The organism is Arthrobacter sp. 05L417, from assembly GCF_056397865.1.
The window spans coordinates 1-16,855 of record NZ_JBFTOG010000057.1 but is presented as its reverse complement, the minus strand read 5'-3'; the positions used below and the strand labels follow the sequence as shown (position 1 = coordinate 16,855).

The following is a 16,855-nucleotide window of genomic DNA, read 5'->3' as shown; positions in this document are numbered from 1 at the left end:
AGCAATGGCAACCCGAATACAAGAACGTTCGACGGCGGTGCCCGCGGCATCCGCGCCGATGACGCACCGCCAGATCATGGAAGCCCTGACAGGCCTCCTAGCGGCATTCTTCACCGCTATCCTGAGCAGCACCATCGTGGCCAACGCCCTGCCGACCATCATGTCCGACCTGCACGGCACGCAAACGGACTTCGCGTGGGTCATCACGGCCGCGCTTCTGGCCAACGCCGCCACGACGCCCATCTGGGGCAAGCTTGCCGACCTCTTCGACAAGAAGCTCCTGGTCCAGCTGAGCATCGTGGTCTTCGTGGCCGGCTCGGTCATGGCCGGCTTCTCCCAGAGCATTCCCTTCCTGCTGACCGCCCGCGTCATCCAGGGCATCGCGATGGGCGGCCTCACCGCCTTGGCCCAGGCCATCATCGGCACCATGATTCCGCCGCGGGACCGTGGCAAGTACTCGGGCTACATGGGCGCCGTCATGGCGGTCGGTACCGCAGGTGGCCCGCTGCTCGGCGGCTTCATCGTTGACAGCCCGCTCGGCTGGCGCTGGACGTTCTTCGTCTGCGTGCCGCTGGCCGTCGTCGCGCTCATCCTGCTCCAGGTGACCCTCAAGATCCAGCACATCAAGCGCCCGGCCAAGATCGACTGGCTCGGCTCGATCCTGCTGACCTCGGGCGTGAGCTTGCTCCTGATCTGGGTTTCCTTCGCCGGCAACCCGGACTACTACGACTGGATCTCCTGGCAGTCCGCCCTCATGGTAGGCGGCGGCGTGCTTCTCCTGGCCCTGCTGGTAGTGGTCGAATCCAAGGTGGCCCAGCCCATCATCCCGCTGAAGATCATCTCCCAGCGCACCACCGCTTTGGCGATCCTGGCCTCCGTGGCCGTCGGTATCGCGATGTTCAGCTCCTCCACGTTCCTGGGCCAGTACTTCCAGGTAGCCCGCGGCGCGACGCCCACCGAGGCAGGCCTCCTGACGCTGCCCATGATTGCCGGAAACCTCTTGGGCTCCGTGGCATCCGGCCAGCTGATCAGCCGATTCGGCAAATGGAAGCGATACCTGTTGGCGGGTACCGTGTTCCTTGCCGGCGGCCTTGCCTTCACCGGCACCATCGACCACACCACTGAACTGTGGATCACGTGCTGCTACACCGCCATCTTCGGCCTGGGCCTTGGCTTGCTGATGCAGAACCTGGTCCTTGCGGTGCAGAACACCGTCCGCGCCCAGGACATCGGCACGGCCAGCGCCTCCGTGGCGTTCTTCCGCTCCGTCGGCGGCGCGATCGGGGTTTCCGTGCTCGGTGCCATCATGGCCACGCACGTCAAGGACCTTGCCACCCAAGGCCTCGCCGCTGCACACATTCCGGTGAACGGTGGCTCAAGCAATGCGAGCATGGACCTGACGGACTTGCCCGCCCCGATCCGCGACATCATGCGTGCCGCCTACGGCGATGCGACCGCCCAGATCTTCATGATCTCCGCTGTCATTGCCCTGGTCGCGTTCATCGCCGTGCTCTTCATCAAGGAGGTTCCGCTGCGGAAGACCGTCGACGCAACGCCTGCGAAGGAGCTGCTGGCAAACGCTTCCGGCGAGGCAAGCATGACACTGGACACCTCCACTCTGCCGGTTATCGAATCCGCTGAGTTTGCCCTGGCAGCCGACGACGGCGGCACCCCCTTGGGTGCCACCCGCGCCCGTGCGGCGGCCGAGAAAGAGCACGATGAGCTGGACCTTGAGTTCGCCCGCATCTTGACGCAGGAACGGCCGGACCCGGCCGCGGGCCTGCGCGAAGTCCAGGACCAGCTGGCCCGCACCCAACGGTTGCTGGCCGAGCAACAGCTTCAGCTGAGCCAAGCACAACGCGAGCTCCAGGCGCGCGTGCACGAACAGCAAGCCACCGCCGTCGAGCAGTCGAAGATCGCCGAGGAATTGGCCGCGCTGCGCAAGGAACTCAAGCGGGAACGCCGCCGCCAGGAAAGGGCTGCCTTGCTACTCCTTGCCGGGGATGCGTCCAGGGCAGGGGAAACCGGGCGGCACGCGGGCTAGGGGGAGTCGCCTCCGCCGCCTGCGGGAGGCGGGCTAACCGCGGCCGGGCCGGGAGTCTGCGGGACGCGGGCGGGGAGCCGCTGCAGCGAGTTTGGAAGCGCTGCAGCGGCTCAGCTACGCCGCAAGGATGATATTTAGCTATCGATATTTCGCTGAGGCAACGGATTTCGTAGAGTTGAGGGACTAATACTGTCAGCGCCTGCTGCTACCTATGTATTAAGTCATTCGCACTAATTCATTCGCGCACTCTCATTAAGGATCCGTGGGCATGCTTGTCACCCTGATACGGCGCTACTCCAAGCCGTATTTGCCGCAGATACTGGCCGTCATCATCTTCCAGTTGGCCTCTACCATTGCCACCCTTTACCTTCCAAGCCTCAACGCAAAAATCATCGATGAAGGGGTATCCCGGGGGGATACCAACTACATCTGGCAAACCGGCGCGCTGATGCTCGCGGTCGCGCTCGGCCAGGTCGTCGCGGCCATCGCCGGGGTCTATTTTGGATCCCGCGTCGCCATGGCCATGGGTCGCGACTTGCGCAGGGATGTCTTCCGCAAGGTCAGCAGCTTCTCGGCCAAGGACGTCAACAGCTTCGGCGCACCCACGTTGATCACCCGTGGCACCAACGACGTCCAGCAGGTCCAGATGCTCATGCTGATGGGCCTGAATTTCATGGTTTCCACGCCCATCATGTGTGTCGGCGGCATCATCATGGCCTTGCGCGAGGACCTCAGCCTCTCGTGGCTCGTCTGGGTCTCGGTGCCCGTCCTCGTGGCCGTGGTTGGTTACCTCGTGGTCCGGCTCATGCCGCTCTTCCGTTCCATGCAGAAGAAGATCGACGCCATCAATGGTGTCCTGCGCGAGCAGATCATTGGCATCCGCGTGGTCCGGGCCTTCGTCCGTGAACCCTACGAGGCCAAGCGCTTCGGTGACGCCAACAAGGACCTCACCCTGGTTTCGGTCAAGATCGGCAACCTGTTTGTCTTGATGTTCCCGGCCATCGGAATGATCCTGCACCTTTCCACGGCGGCAGTGCTGTGGTTCGGCGGCCAAAGGGTGGACGCGGGAAACATGCAGGTGGGTTCCTTGACCGCCTTCCTGCAGTATCTCTTGCAGATCCTCATGGCCGTCATGATGGGTACCTTCATGGCCATGATGATCCCGCGCGCGTCCGTGTGTGCGGACCGCATCGGTGAGGTCCTCGACGTCGAACCCTCCATCCACGATCCGAAGGCGCCCGTAGCGCCCGCGGAAAAGAAGGGGCGCGTCGAATTCCGCGATGTCACCTTCAAATACCCCGGCGCCGAAGCTCCCGTGTTGAGCAACATTTCCTTCACCGCGGAGCCGGGCCAAACGCTCGCCATCATCGGGTCCACCGGCGCAGGCAAGACCACCTTGGTGTCCTTGCTGCCGCGCCTGTACGACGTCGCGTCCGGCGATGTGTTGCTCGACGGCGTTCCGGTCACCAGCCTGGACCGCGACGAGATCACCAGCCGAGTGGCCACCGTTCCGCAGAAGCCGTACTTGTTCTCCGGAACCATCGAACACAACCTGCGCTTCGGCAAGACCGACGCCACGGACCAGGAACTCTGGGATGCGCTGGAAACCGCGCAGGCCAAAGACTTTGTCATGGAAAAGTCCTCCGGCCTCAACCGTCGGGTGGCCCAAGGCGGAACCAACGTCTCCGGTGGCCAGAGGCAGCGTCTCTGCATCGCCAGGGCCTTGGTGACACAGCCCAAGGTCTACCTCTTTGACGACTCCTTCTCGGCCTTGGATGTGGCCACGGACGCCCGCCTTCGCAGGGCGCTGAAGGAAAAGACGCAGGATGCCACGGTCATCATCGTGGCCCAGCGCGTCTCGACCATTGCGGACGCGGACCAGATCCTGGTCCTGGACAACGGCAGAATCGTTGACCGCGGCACCCATGAAGAACTCCTGGAAACGTCACCCACGTACCAGGAGATCGTCGAATCCCAGCTGAGCGCGGAGGAAGTGGCATGAGCGAACAGAATCAGCAAAAGCGCGGCTGGGCCGCGAAAGCCGAAGCAGCGAAGGCTGCGCGCGACGCTGCGGAAGCGAAGGATGCCGACGCAGCCCGTGCCGTTACAGCGGTGGACGATGACGATATCGAGGAAACCGAATACACCCCGGGCGAAGCCGACGGCGGCATGTTCGGCAACCTGCCGGCCAAGAAGGCAAAGGCCTTCGGACCGTCGGCCAAGCGGCTCCTCGGGCTGCTCAAGCCGGAGGCTGCCGGAGTCGTCTTCGTCATCGGCCTCGTGGTGGTCTCGGTCGTCCTGAACGTCATCGCCCCGAAGATCCTCGGCAGCGCCATGGACGTCATCTTCGGCGGCGTCATGGGCAAGCAATTGCCTCCCGGAGTGAGCCAAGCAGCCTTCGCCGAAGGACTCCGCCAAGCCGGCCAGAACAACTTCGCGGACATGGTCTCCAAGATGGAGCTCACCAACGGGATCAACTTCTCCAAGCTCACGTTCCTGATCTCGATCGTGCTCTTGATGTACTTCGTGGCCAACATCTTCCTGTGGGCCCAGGGCTACATCCTGAACAAGATCGTCATGAAAGTCATCAACCGGCTCCGCAATGACGTCCAGGCCAAGCTCAACCGCTTGCCCCTGAACTACTTCGACACCCGCCAGCGCGGAGACATCCTCTCCCGCGTGACCAACGACGTCGACAACGTCCAGCAAGGGCTGCAGCAGGCGTTCGCCCAGCTGGTCAGCTCGGTGCTGACGGTTTTCGGCATCACCATCATGATGTTCATCGTGTCCTGGCAGCTCGCACTCATCGCGCTGGTTGCCTTGCCGCTCTCCGGCGTCCTTGCCGGCGTGATCGGCTCGCGCAGCCAGAAGCTCTTCGCCGCCCAATGGAAGAACACCGGCTCTCTCAACGGCCAGATCGAGGAATCGTTCTCCGGCCACGAGCTGGTCAAGGTCTTCGGGCGCGACGCGGACATGCTGGAGCGCTTCGACGAACGCAACGAAGCCCTGTACAAGGCCTCGTTCGGGGCACAGTTTGTTTCCGGCATCATCTTCCCGGCCATGAACTTCGTGTCCTACCTCAGCTACGTGGGCATCGCCGTCGTCGGTGGTTTGCGTGTGGCCTCCGGGTCCATGAGCCTTGGCGACGCCACGGCGTTCATCCAGTACTCGCGTGAATTCACCCAGCCGCTCGGCCAGATCGCCGGCATGGCCAACATGCTCCAGTCCGGCGTGGCCTCTGCTGAGCGCGTTTTCGAGTTCTTGGATGCAGACGAGGAAATGCCGGAGAACGCGGCCCGTCACCTGCCCCCGCGCACGGACGGCCACGTCGAGTTCGAGAACGTGTCCTTCAGCTACGTCGCCGACAAGCCGCTCATCGAGAACCTTTCCCTCAGTGCGGAGCCCGGACACACCGTGGCGATTGTTGGACCCACAGGTGCGGGCAAGACCACCCTGGTCAACCTCGTCATGCGGTTCTACGAGCTCAATTCGGGCCGTATCACCCTGGACGGGGTGGACATCAAGGAGCTGAGCCGTTCCGAGCTTCGCTCCAAGGTGGGAATGGTGCTCCAGGACGCTTGGCTTTTCGGCGGTACCATCTACGACAACATCAAGTACGGCAACCTCGACGCCACCGAGGAGCAGATCATGGAGGCGGCCAAGGCAACCTACGTGGATCGTTTCGTACGCGCCTTGCCGGATGGGTACCAGACCATCATCGACGAGGAAGGCAACAACGTCAGCGCGGGGGAGAAACAGCTCATCACCATCGCGCGCGCCTTCGTTTCCGATCCCTCGCTGTTGATCCTGGACGAGGCCACGAGCTCCGTTGACACCCGTACCGAGCTGTTGTTGCAGAAGGCCATGGCTGCCCTCCGCACGGATCGCACGAGCTTTGTCATCGCCCACCGTTTGTCCACCATCCGCGACGCCGACACCATCCTTGTGATGGAAAACGGCAGCATCGTGGAGCAGGGCAACCACAACCAACTGCTCGCATTGCAGGGTGCGTACTACCGCCTGTACATGTCGCAGTTTGCCGGTGAGGATGCCGAGGAAACCGTTGTGGATGACTCGACGGCGGTGCACAGCTGAGCCGGCGAATTACGGTCCACGTGCCGATGCGTTGGGGAGACATGGACGCGTACGGGCACATCAACAACGTCCAGATCGTGCGCATGCTCGAAGAGGCGCGTATCGCGGCCTTCGGTCCGCCCCGCGGTGCCGGACTCCCCGGAGTGGAACCACCGGTCTCCGTCTTCGACTCTGTTGAAGACGGGGTCATGACCCTTGTGGTGGAGCACAAGGTCCGGTACGTCCGGACCTTGGAATACCGGAACATTCCAGCAGTCGTTGAGATCTGGGTCGGCGCCGTGAAGGGTGCAAGTTTTGACCTCCATTACGTCATCAAGGATCCCGTGACCGGCCAGGACTGCGTCAACGCGAGCACCCATCTGGCGTTCGTCGACGAGTCCACGGGCCGTGTCCGCAGGCTCACTCCCGAACAGAAGGAGCAGTTGGAGCCCTACCGGGCCTAGCGAAGCATGGCAGCACGCCCTGGGCATTGCCGGTGGACGTAGAGTTTCCCCATGAAACTCGAGATCGTCGCCGTCGGTGCCCAGGGCGCTGCCGTTGCCGCCGAAGAAGGCGCGGACCGGATTGAACTTTGCAGCGCTTTGGAGCTCGGGGGACTGACCCCGAGCCAAGGCCTGATGGACGCCGCGCAGGAAGCTGCCAACGGACGGCTGGAGATCCACCCGCTGATCCACAGCCGGCCGGGAGACTTCCTGTACTCCGACGCCGATGTGGACACCATGGACCGCGAGATCCGGTTCCTGCTAACCCAAGGAGCCCAGGGCGTAGTGATCGGAGTCCTGACGGCAGCCGGCCACATCGACGTCCACGCCACGCGAAAGCTCGCCGACACAGCACTGGAGGCAAACCCCAACGCCCAACTGACCTTCCACCGGGCCATCGACCAGACCCCGGACCCCGCGGCCGCCGTCGAGCAGCTCGTGGAGCTTGGATTCACCCGGGTGCTTAGCTCCGGCGGTGCCGCCACGGTGGGTGCGGGGATCGCGACCCTCGAGCGCATGGTCCAGCGGGCAGCGGGGCGGCTCGAGGTCATGGCAGGCGGCGGACTCGCCCTGGACAATATCCCGGCCCTGCACTCAGCGGGACTAAGCGCGGTCCACTTGTCAGCCAAGACCACGGTTTCCACGCGGAAGAACCGAGGTGACTCCTTCGGCACACCCGGCGAAGCAGACCCGACGGCGTACATGGTCACCAACCGGGACCTGGTGAGGGCTGCCCGCGCTGCGTCCCGCTGACCTCCCCAACTGACTGGCAGTTAATGTCGTTTTGGGCCCTGAAAACGACATTAACTGCCAGCTACTTGGGTGGGTCCCTTTACACGGCGGCGACTTGGGTCAAAGATGGGTGAAGTCTTACGATCGAAAATAGCCTCCAGGAGTCACAAAGATGCAAAACCTGAGCTTCTCCACCGTCACCCTGAACATGGCGGAGTTGGGTCCCAATAGCCCGCTGCCGGTGGTCATGGCAGAGTTGGACCAGCCGTACAGAATCGGCGACGGCGTCCCGGAGGAACTACAGGCCGCGGCCCGCTACGGCCAGGTGCCGAACATGTTCCCGTACTTGATGCAGGACGGCTACTCCCGCGAGCGGACCGCCCACGACGTGCCCGCCGTCGTGCTGGAGAACAGCAAACTGCGTGCAGTTGTCCTCCCCACCTTGGGCGGCCGGCTCTGGGAGCTCTTCGACAAGGCCTCGGGAAAGCAGCTCCTTCACACCCATGAAACCCTGCAGTTCGCCAACATCGCACTGCGCAAGGCCTGGTTCGCCGGCGGGCTCGAATGGAACATCGGCACCCGCGGGCACTCGCCCACCACGTGCGATCCTCTGCACGCTGCCATCGTCAAGACTCCCGAAGGCCACGATGTGTTGCGCATGTGGGAGTTCGAACGCCTCCGCGAGGTGGTCTTCCAAGTGGACATGTGGCTTCCTGAGGACTTGGACGTCCTCCTCACGGCGGTCCGGATCCGGAACCCGCATGACCACGAGGTCCCCATGTACTGGTGGAGCAACGCCGCTGTTCCCGAGACGGCGGATACGCGCGTGATCGCGCCCGCCACGGAGGCTTTCGGGAGCGATTACACCACCGATATCGCCCGGGTCCGGCCCACGGAACACCAGGGCATGGACGCTACCTGGCTGGTCAATAGCGCGCACGCCGCGGACTCCTTCTTCGACATCCAGCCCGGGCACCGGCATTGGATCGCCGCAGTAGACCACGACGGCGATGGCCTGGCCATGCTGTCCACCAGCCTCCTGCGGGGGAAGAAGTTGTTCGTGTGGGGCCAGGGCGACGGCGGGAAACGCTGGCAGGAATGGCTCAGCCCCGGTGCCGGCCCCTACGCCGAGATCCAGGCTGGGCTCGCCCAAACCCAGTTCGAGCATCTGGCCATGCCTGCCGGTGCCGAGTGGAGCTGGGTAGAGGCCTACGGCAACGCCAAGCTGGATCCCGCAACCTCCCACGGCCAGGATTGGGATGCCGCCGTGACCCACGCCAGCACCCGGCTCGAGGACCTCGTCCCGGACGCCGAGCTCGAGGTCGCCCTCGCCGAAGCCGCGCGGAACTATGCCCTGCCCCCGGACGAGATGCTGGTGCGCGGCAGCGCCTGGGGTGCTTTGGAGAGTGCCCGACGACGACACTCAGGCCGCGCGTGGCCGGACGAAATCGGGACTCCCTTCACGGATGATGCAACCCCTGACGCGATCGAGGAAACAGGCCCGTGGCACAGCCTGCTGGACGGGGCGAGTTTCCTAGGCGCCGGGAGTTTCGTGGCTGGGGCCGATTGGGAAGAACTGTTGGCAAAGGATGGCGGAGCGGAAGCGCAGTTCCACCTGGCCACGATGAAGCACGCCCGCCAGGACCTCGCCGGTGCGATCGCCGGGTATGGCGCAGCCCTGATTGCCGACGCACTCTCACCACGTTCCAGGGTCCTCGCCCTCCGTGGCCGGGCCCTTGCGCTGCTTGCCACCAACAAGACCGACGAAGGCTTGGCTGAACTTGCCGCAGCGAGCCGGCTGGAACCGTCCAACCTCCCCTTGCTGAGCGAAGCCATGACCCTCAGCATCCGGCACGGAGACCCCGCCCAAGCACTCGCCCTGGCGAGCGAGGCACCTGCCGGAATGTCCGACGTCGGACGCGTCCGCTTCCTGACGGCGCTCGCCCTCGCGGGCGTCGGCAGGGGCCCGGAGGCGGCGGCGATGCTGCGGGACGGCGTCGAAATACCGGACATCCGGGAGGGTGAGGACGGGATCGCAGCCTTGTGGCAGGAAGTGTGCCCCGGGGAGCCGGTGCCTGCCAGCTACCGCTTTGGGATGCACTGACTTCCGGGGTGCACCGGTGCGGGGCGCATGCGGCAGGAGGAAAGATGTGGGACGCATGTGGCAGAACGTGTGAGGCGGGACGGATGTGGCGGGGGTGCCGACTTTGCTTGGCCAGCATCAAGACAAACCATGTAAGTTGGCATGGTGACTCCCTCCACCAAAACCCCGCTGACCCGTGCCCCCGGTATCTCCAAGGAGATCGAAGATGCGGCGTGGTTCGTGCTGGCCCCGGGGCTGCAAGGCAAGGCCTCGGCGCTCGACGGCAGCACCCGCACTTGGACGGTGGACGCAGCCGGCGAGCTCTTGGAGCGCTTGGAACGCGGCGTCGGAGACTCCAAAGCGCCGATGATGACCAACCTGCGCCAAAACCTGGAAGGGGCCTCGCGCGAGGCCAAATTGCTCGCCGTCGAACTCCTCTTCCTGCAGTCCCTGCCGCTTGCACACGAGGTCAAATCGCTCAAGGTCAAGCGCGCCCGCGTTGCCGAAGCCGCCTCCTGGCTCGATCCCGAACTCGAGCTCCCCAAGGAGCTGTACGAAGGGATGACCGATCACGGCGTCATCCGTGACAGGACCGCGGAGTTCAACTGGACCATCTGGGACCACCTGACCTGGCTGTGCCGATTCGTGGCGCACGTGGATGGCCAATCCAATGCGAGCATCAACAAAGCCCTCAAGGACCCGCTGAAATTCCATGAACTCGCGGCGGCAACTCCTGGGGACCAGCCAGCCATCCGGCGCAGCATCGAATACTTGGCATGGCCGAGCTACTTCGAGCCCGTGGTCGCCGACGTCGAGCGGCGCGAAATCAGGGACGCCTTCGCCTCGCTCGTTGGCGGTGCCCACGGCGAAACGGAAGCCGACATCACCGCGGATGTCCACCGCATCCGGCTTCACCTGGACGAACAGGCGGGCCAGCGCATCGATTGGTACGATCGCCAGCTCGTCAGCCAGTGGCGCAAAGTGGGAGATCCCGGCCGCCGTGCCTGGCTGCTGCGCACGCACCAGGACTCCGCCGAGCTCCTCGCCGCTTGGCGGGAAGAGGAAAAGGCGACGCTCGACGTCGAACACCTCCGCGAACTCACCGCCGGGGTGACAGCTGGAGTGGTCCAGCATGCCGTGGACGAGGACTACAAGCACCTCGGCTACGTGGAGCGGGAGGACACCAAGACCGCCGTTTTCGCGTTCCTGACCGTGATGAAGCCCGGCGACCTCGCCCTGTTCCAGAACTCCGGAGCCGTCAGGATCGGCGTGGTCCTGGGCGAGCCGGAACACAACGAGGACAACCGCCGGCTCCGCCGCAAGGTGCGTTGGTTCGATGAGACCCACCCGATTGCCGAGGCACCGCGGCACGTCCAGCGCCAGCTCTCCACGTCGGGGATCGTCGTGGACGTTACCAGGGTCATCCAGTCGCTGCAGTCCCTCCTGCCCGCCGAAGCCGAATCCGACGGCGAGGAAACCGCCGCCCCGGACACCGTCGTCGAACCCGTGATTGAAGGGTTCCACCCCCTCACGGAAGAGTTCGCAGCTTCCCTTCACATGGAGCTCGAGCCACTCAAGGAGATTGCCGAACTCCTGGAGGAGAACCGCCAATTGGTGCTCTACGGCCCTCCGGGGACGGGAAAGACCTACCTCGCCAAGCACTTGGCCGCCGAGCTCGCTGGCGACAGCACCGATGAGCGGGTCAAGCTGGTGCAGTTCCACCCGTCCTACGCGTACGAGGACTTCTTCGAGGGGTACCGGCCGGACAAGACCGACGACGGCCAGGTGTCGTTCAAGCTCGTGGCCGGACCGCTGCGTCGGCTCGCGGAAGAAGCCGCGAAACCCGGGAACTCCAACAAGCCGTACTTCCTCATCATCGACGAGATGAACCGGGCAAACCTGGCAAAGGTTTTCGGTGAGTTGTACTTCCTGCTGGAATACCGCGACGACCGCATCTACCTTCAGTACAGCCCCAACGAACCGTTCAGCCTGCCGGACAACCTTTACATCATCGGCACCATGAACACGGCGGACCGCTCTATCGCCATGATGGATGCGGCCATCCGCCGTCGCTTCGCATTCGTGGAGTTGCATCCGAAGGTGGAACCGATCCGCGGTTCGCTCCGGCGGTTCCTCACGGCCCGCGGCCTGGACACCCTCAACGCGGACCTTCTTGACGCCCTCAACGACTCCATCGACGATTGGGACCGGGACCTGATGATCGGCCCCTCCTACTTCATGAAGAACGCGGCCCAGAACCCCGCCGGGCTGCGCCGGATCTGGAAGTACGAACTCATGCCACTCCTGGAGGAGCACTACCACGGTCAGTTGAACCGGGCCCAGCTGGAGGAGCGCTTCGGTCTGGACCAGTTGTTGGGTCGACTTGCGGTCCGCTAAGACCGCGCCACCGCGGCCAGCCCGCGCCCCGGGCATCGGAAAGCCTGCGGTCCGCGCTTCCACGAAGGCTCCGGCTGTGCGGCACATCGTCATGGACGAGCTCTCCGGTGGCATCGTGGACAAGCTTGATCCGGACACCGCCGCCCTCCTCAACTCGAGCGGGCTCGCGAAGGCCTCGCCCATGGGGATGGGCCTCTACCGCATCGAGCCGGTGGGCAAGGTCGGGTCCGTGCGGACGCCGACGGTCCAGTTCGAGGTACGGCCCAAGGACCGCCTTGGCTTGAACCGGCTCCTCTTCCTCCTCAGCTACGCCGGGGACCAGGGATTCCGCGAGGATTCCGTGGCCGCCGTCGAGCACAAGGACCTGTGGAGCGCCCTCGCCGAGTCCCTCGCCCAGTTGGCGGAGCGGGCACTCAGCCGTGGCCCGCTGCAGGGTTATCTCACCGTGGACGAGTCCCTCCGGACGGTCAAGGGCCGCATCCGCATCTCGGACCAGATCTCGCGCCGCCCCGGGATGCTGGTTCCGCTGGAAGTCTCCTACGACGAATTCACCGAGGACATCGCCGAGAACCGCATTCTGCGTGCCGCCCTTGAGCGGATGGGCAAGGTTCCCGGCGTGCGGCAAAACGTCCTGAGCCGCTTGCGGCAGCTCAAGGGAAAGCTCGACGCCGTCACGCGGCTGCAGTCCGGGGCGCCCCTTCCGAAGTGGCAAGCCAACCGGATGAACCTCCGCTACCATCCTGTCCTCCGCTTGGCCGAGCTCATCCTGCGGAATGCCTCTGCGGAAGCGGGCGAGGGGAAGCAGCAGACCGCCTCGTTTGTCGTGGACATGTCCACTGTGTTTGAGGAATTCGTTGGCGTGGCTTTGCGCCAGGCCATGCGGGCACATCCGGGTGAAATGCGGCTTCAATACGGCGCCACCCTCAACGAAGCTGTCCGGGATTCGGACCGGCTCACCGTGCGCCCCGACGCCGTGCATTTCCTGGGTGGCCGGCCCGTAGTGGTGTACGACTCCAAATACGCGTCGGCCACGGATTCCGGGGCCTCGCTGAACGCGGACCACTATCAACTCCTGGCCTACTGCACCGCGCTGCAAGTTCCCACCGCATGGTTGGTCTACGCGGGCAAGGGCGAGATGAAGCTGCGACGGATCCTCAACACGGATATCGACATTGTGGAGTACCCGCTGGACTTGTCGCGGCCACCGGCGGAGATCCTTGCCGCCGTCACGGACCTGGCCCAGCAGTCCTGGGGAGAAGTGGTGCGCCAGGCCCGACTATGAGGTGCTGGTTCTAGTTCCGTCCGGGCGGCAGGCGGACTAGCCTGAGAGAGCAAGTCACTGCAGATGGAGGCATCATGCACGGCAAGAAAAAGAAAAAGTCCTGGAAGGACATGACCCCTGGGCAACGGGTAGGCGTGCTTGTGGTGGGTGCGGGACAGATGGCGTTGCTCATCGCGGCACAACGCAGCATTTCCAAGACACCTGCGGCCCAAATCAGGGGAAACAAAGCTGTATGGCGGGCCGCGAGCTTCATCAATTTCTTCGGGCCGCTGAGCTACTTCCTGTTCGGCCGCCGTCGAGGAACTGCGTAAGCTGATTCTCCAAAGCCGAACGGTCCCGCAGTTCGCATTCCCACACGGTGAGAACCTCCCATCCTGAGGCTCTCAGCAGTTCGCGCTGTCCGGCGTCGCGCTCCCGGGTGCGGTTGCGCTTGGCTGCCCAGAAATCTGCGTTGCCCGTCGGCGCGTGCTGACCTGCCTTGCAGTCGTGGAAGTGCCAGAAGCATCCGTTCACGAAAATCACCTTGCGACGGCCGGCAAACACGAGATCCGGGCTGCCGGGCAACTTCCCGCCCGCGGCCCGGCCATGGAGCCGGTACCGGTAACCCTTGGCATGCAGGAGCCGACGGACCAAGAGCTCGGGCTTGGTGTTCTTGCCCCGGATCTTGGACATGTTCAGGCTGCGTTGCTCAGGCGTCAGCAGGTCGCGGCTCTCGCCCATATCCTCAGTCTACGCAGCGCACCCTGCAACGCTCGCTCAGGTATGTGGGCACTTCCTCGGACGCTCGCTCACGTATGGTGCCCAAAACCAAAACGCTCGCTCACATGTCGGAACGTTTGGCGTGACGCTCGCTCACATGATGTGAGCGAGGGTTGGCCTGGGGGCGGCTTGTTTGTGAGCGAGCGTTGGGTGGAAATGGCCCATAGGTGAGCGAGGGTCGGTGGGGGTCAGGCCGGGACACGGAACGTGAAGGTTGTTCCTTCGCCGGGGACACTCTCAAGGCCAATGGTCCCGCCGTGGGCGTCGACGATTGCCTTGCAGATGGAAAGTCCCAAGCCGACGCCGTGAATGGCAGTGTTGCGCACGTTTCCGGCCCTGAAATACCGGGTGAAGGCATCGGCTTGGTCCTGCTTGTCCATTCCCATGCCGGTGTCTTTGACGTGGCACACCAGCCCATTTTCCTCCTGCCGCAGCGTGACGCGCACGTCGCCGCCGTCGGGGGAGTATTTGATGGCGTTGGAGATGAGGTTGTCCAGCACCTGGGAGATCCGGTTGGCATCCACGTGCGCCTCCAGGCGTTCCGGGGCGTCGACCTGAAGCCGCACCCCGCCGTCGTTCGCTTTCGGCCCGGCCGACGCAACGCTCGACTTGACCAGTTCGGATACGTCCACCGCGTGTGGCTGGACGATCATGCGGCCGGAACGGACCGCCAACAAGTCGGAGACGAGGGAGAGGAGCCGGTCAGCGTTTCGTTGCACAATCTGAAGCTGCTCCACCACCCAGCCCGGGAGGTTTTCGGCTTCCTCCAGCACAAGATCCACGTACCCTGTGATGGACGTCAGCGGGGTGCGGAACTCATGGGAAACGTTCGAGACGAAGTCGTCCTTCGCGGCAAGCGCGTCCACCAGCGCCGTGACATCGCCGAAAACGACCACTGAACCTAGGTAGTTGCCATCGCAGTCCTTCATGGACCGCGCGCTGGTGGTGAAGGCACGCTGCTCCCTGCCCGTCCCAACCCAGACGAGGTAGTCCGTGAACTCCTGCCTCAACGCTGCACGACGCATCGGCCGGCGATCCGCGTCCGTCGGGGTCACGCGGTCCGCGTCGAAAACCAAGACATCTGGCTCGCCGTGGCGATCGGTGTCCCCGGAATCCTCGAGCACCTGGTTCTCCCGCTGCTTGCGGTTCGCCATTATTTCGCGGCCATCGGCGTCAATGGCGACGACGCCAAGGTGGACGGTTTCAAGAACTGTGTTGAGCAATCGTTCCTTCTCCTGGCTGTCCGCCAAGGCGCGGAGCAGTGCGGCGTCCCTTTCCTCAAGGCGCTTCTGCTGGGCGACCATGCTCTGGGTCATCACGCCGATGGAAACGCCGATACCGAGCATCATGATGGGCAGCAGCAATCCCCGCAGCAGATCCTGCGGCGTGTGCGTTCCATGGATGAATTGCGGCGTCCAAATCATGGCGAGTGGCCCCAGGAACGAGACAACCAGGGCCGAGCGTAGATACAACCCCGAGGCGCAGAGCCAGATGACGGGAAAGACAGTCAGGAGGCTGATTCCGATGGGGCTGTCTTGTCCCCCCTCACGCCCTAGCCCGATGGACACCATGTCAAGGAGCGGGACGGTCAGGAATGTTGGAAAGGGGAGTCTGTCCCACGGGACTACCTGGCAGAGGACCCACGCTGCGGCTTGGGTAGCCAGGAAGATGACGAAGAGGGGATTGCCGAGGGTTGCGGGGAAGTAGAGGCCAACCAAGACCGCAGTAAGGCACACCGTCACGGTCAGCGGCAATTGGCTGAGTGCAACGCGATCCTTGAGTGAGTACTCATGGAAGGCGTGCTGAAAAAACATCACCCGGCCGCTTTGGGCGTCCCATTCAAACGGACGTTTCATCAGGCCAAAATTCGCATTTGTTCAAGGTCGCGTCGCATGCCAGAAAGGATACCGGCAGCCCGATATACTTCCATTCGTAGCGGGCTGGGAGGGCTGCAAATGACTGAATTACGGGTTGGGCTCGTCATAGAAGACGATCACGACATCCGGGAATTGGTCCGCGTTGTCCTCAGCCAGGCCGGCTTCGAGGTTCATATGGCGACTAGCGGGGCGGCCGGCATCCGGGCAGCTCGTGATCTAAACCCACATGTCATCACCTTGGACTTGGGCTTGCCGGATATTGATGGCTTCGAGGTGGCACGCCAGGTCCGGAACTTTTCCGATGCATATATCGTCATGTTGACGGCCAAGGCCGACGAGCTGGATACCCTCCTCGGCTTGGAATCCGGCGCCGATGACTATTTGACCAAGCCGTTCCGGCCCCGCGAGCTTCGCGCCAGGGTGGCCGCCATGATGCGTCGCCCGCGCTCAAGGCCAGCGACAGGGCATATGGCTTCGTCTTCCCAACGGACCTTCCGGCACAACGGGCTGGTATTCAGTTACGCGACGCGGACCGTTTCCATCGACGGCCAGGACGTACGGCTGACCCCAACCGAGTTCGATCTGCTGCACTCTTTGCTTGAGGCCGGCCGCACCGTCTTGAGCAAAGCGGACCTTGTGCGCCGCCTCCGGAACGAACCCTACGACGTCGGGACCTACACGAGCGACGCCGACGAACGGTCCGTCGAGGTCCACATCGGCAATCTTCGCCGCAAGCTCGGCGACGACGCGCAGAACCCGCGCTGGCTGCAAACAGTGCGCGGCGTCGGCTATCGGCTGGCCCCGGCAAAAACATGAATTTCTCGCGTGGCGGGCCGGGGTCACGGTCTCCGGGTCACGCCCCAAAGTACGGACTGAGGTCTGTGGCGGACATTTGCTCACATGATGTGAGCGGGCGTCCGGCCAAAAGTGGCTATATGTGAGCGAGCGTCCGGCCAACCCTGTGTGTCAGGCTCTTGTGTGACAGGTTCCCTGTTGGCGGGAGTCCGGTGCGCGGGCGGGGAAGGTCCGTGATGGATTTTGTTATTCCTGTCCGCCAATCGAATCGCCACTTCACTGTTGGGGAGAAAAACGCGATTCTGGATG

Annotated in this window: 12 protein-coding genes; 10 read left to right on the top strand and 2 right to left on the bottom strand. The window is 63.8% G+C overall.

What is annotated here, in order from left to right:
* Positions 1-4 precede the first annotated feature (4 nt).
* From AC1DJW_RS25115 to AC1DJW_RS25075, 9 genes are all read left to right on the top strand, one after another.
* Positions 5-2,044, top strand: coding sequence for an MFS transporter (locus AC1DJW_RS25115; RefSeq protein WP_476902816.1), 2,040 nt, complete (start codon positions 5-7; stop codon positions 2,042-2,044).
* A 268-nt stretch (positions 2,045-2,312) separates the two neighbouring features.
* Complete coding sequence (locus AC1DJW_RS25110; RefSeq protein ID WP_284751458.1) at positions 2,313-4,046, top strand: ABC transporter ATP-binding protein; 1,734 nt, start codon at positions 2,313-2,315, stop codon at positions 4,044-4,046.
* Positions 4,043-6,139: an ABC transporter ATP-binding protein gene (locus AC1DJW_RS25105; protein ID WP_476902815.1), complete on the top strand. Its 2,097-nt coding sequence runs from the start codon at positions 4,043-4,045 to the stop codon at positions 6,137-6,139. The genes AC1DJW_RS25110 and AC1DJW_RS25105 overlap by 4 nt, the downstream gene beginning before the upstream one ends.
* A gap of 26 nt (positions 6,140-6,165) precedes the next feature.
* Complete coding sequence (locus AC1DJW_RS25100; RefSeq protein ID WP_284751504.1) at positions 6,166-6,582, top strand: acyl-CoA thioesterase; 417 nt, start codon at positions 6,166-6,168, stop codon at positions 6,580-6,582.
* Between the two features lie 51 nt (positions 6,583-6,633).
* On the top strand, positions 6,634-7,374 hold the full coding sequence (locus AC1DJW_RS25095) for a copper homeostasis protein CutC (protein WP_476902814.1): 741 nt from the start codon (positions 6,634-6,636) through the stop codon (positions 7,372-7,374).
* 151 nt (positions 7,375-7,525) lie between these two features.
* Positions 7,526-9,457 (top strand): DUF5107 domain-containing protein, encoded by a 1,932-nt coding sequence (locus AC1DJW_RS25090; protein WP_476902813.1) that lies wholly within the window; start codon positions 7,526-7,528, stop codon positions 9,455-9,457.
* A 141-nt stretch (positions 9,458-9,598) separates the two neighbouring features.
* On the top strand, positions 9,599-11,833 hold the full coding sequence (locus AC1DJW_RS25085; RefSeq protein ID WP_459340772.1) for an McrB family protein: 2,235 nt from the start codon (positions 9,599-9,601) through the stop codon (positions 11,831-11,833).
* A 91-nt stretch (positions 11,834-11,924) separates the two neighbouring features.
* A complete protein-coding gene (locus AC1DJW_RS25080) occupies positions 11,925-13,115 on the top strand; it encodes a 5-methylcytosine restriction system specificity protein McrC (RefSeq protein ID WP_459340781.1) in 1,191 nt (396 codons plus the stop codon).
* Between the two features lie 74 nt (positions 13,116-13,189).
* Complete coding sequence (locus AC1DJW_RS25075; protein WP_284751463.1) at positions 13,190-13,426, top strand: PLDc N-terminal domain-containing protein; 237 nt, start codon at positions 13,190-13,192, stop codon at positions 13,424-13,426.
* On the opposite strand, the gene AC1DJW_RS25070 is transcribed toward AC1DJW_RS25075, so the two are convergent.
* Positions 13,368-13,835: a very short patch repair endonuclease gene (locus tag AC1DJW_RS25070; protein ID WP_476902812.1), complete on the bottom strand. Its 468-nt coding sequence runs from the start codon at positions 13,833-13,835 to the stop codon at positions 13,368-13,370. The two genes, AC1DJW_RS25075 and AC1DJW_RS25070, sit on opposite strands and share 59 nt — an antisense overlap.
* Positions 13,836-14,062: 227 nt before the next feature.
* Positions 14,063-15,730: a sensor histidine kinase gene (locus tag AC1DJW_RS25065; RefSeq protein ID WP_476902811.1), complete on the bottom strand. Its 1,668-nt coding sequence runs from the start codon at positions 15,728-15,730 to the stop codon at positions 14,063-14,065.
* Between the two features lie 99 nt (positions 15,731-15,829).
* Here AC1DJW_RS25065 and AC1DJW_RS25060 point away from each other — a divergent pair, with 99 nt between their 5' ends.
* The gene (locus AC1DJW_RS25060) at positions 15,830-16,567 is read left to right on the top strand and encodes a response regulator transcription factor (protein ID WP_459340770.1); all 738 of its coding nucleotides are present in this window, start codon (positions 15,830-15,832) and stop codon (positions 16,565-16,567) included.
* The last annotated feature ends 288 nt before the right edge of the window (positions 16,568-16,855 follow it).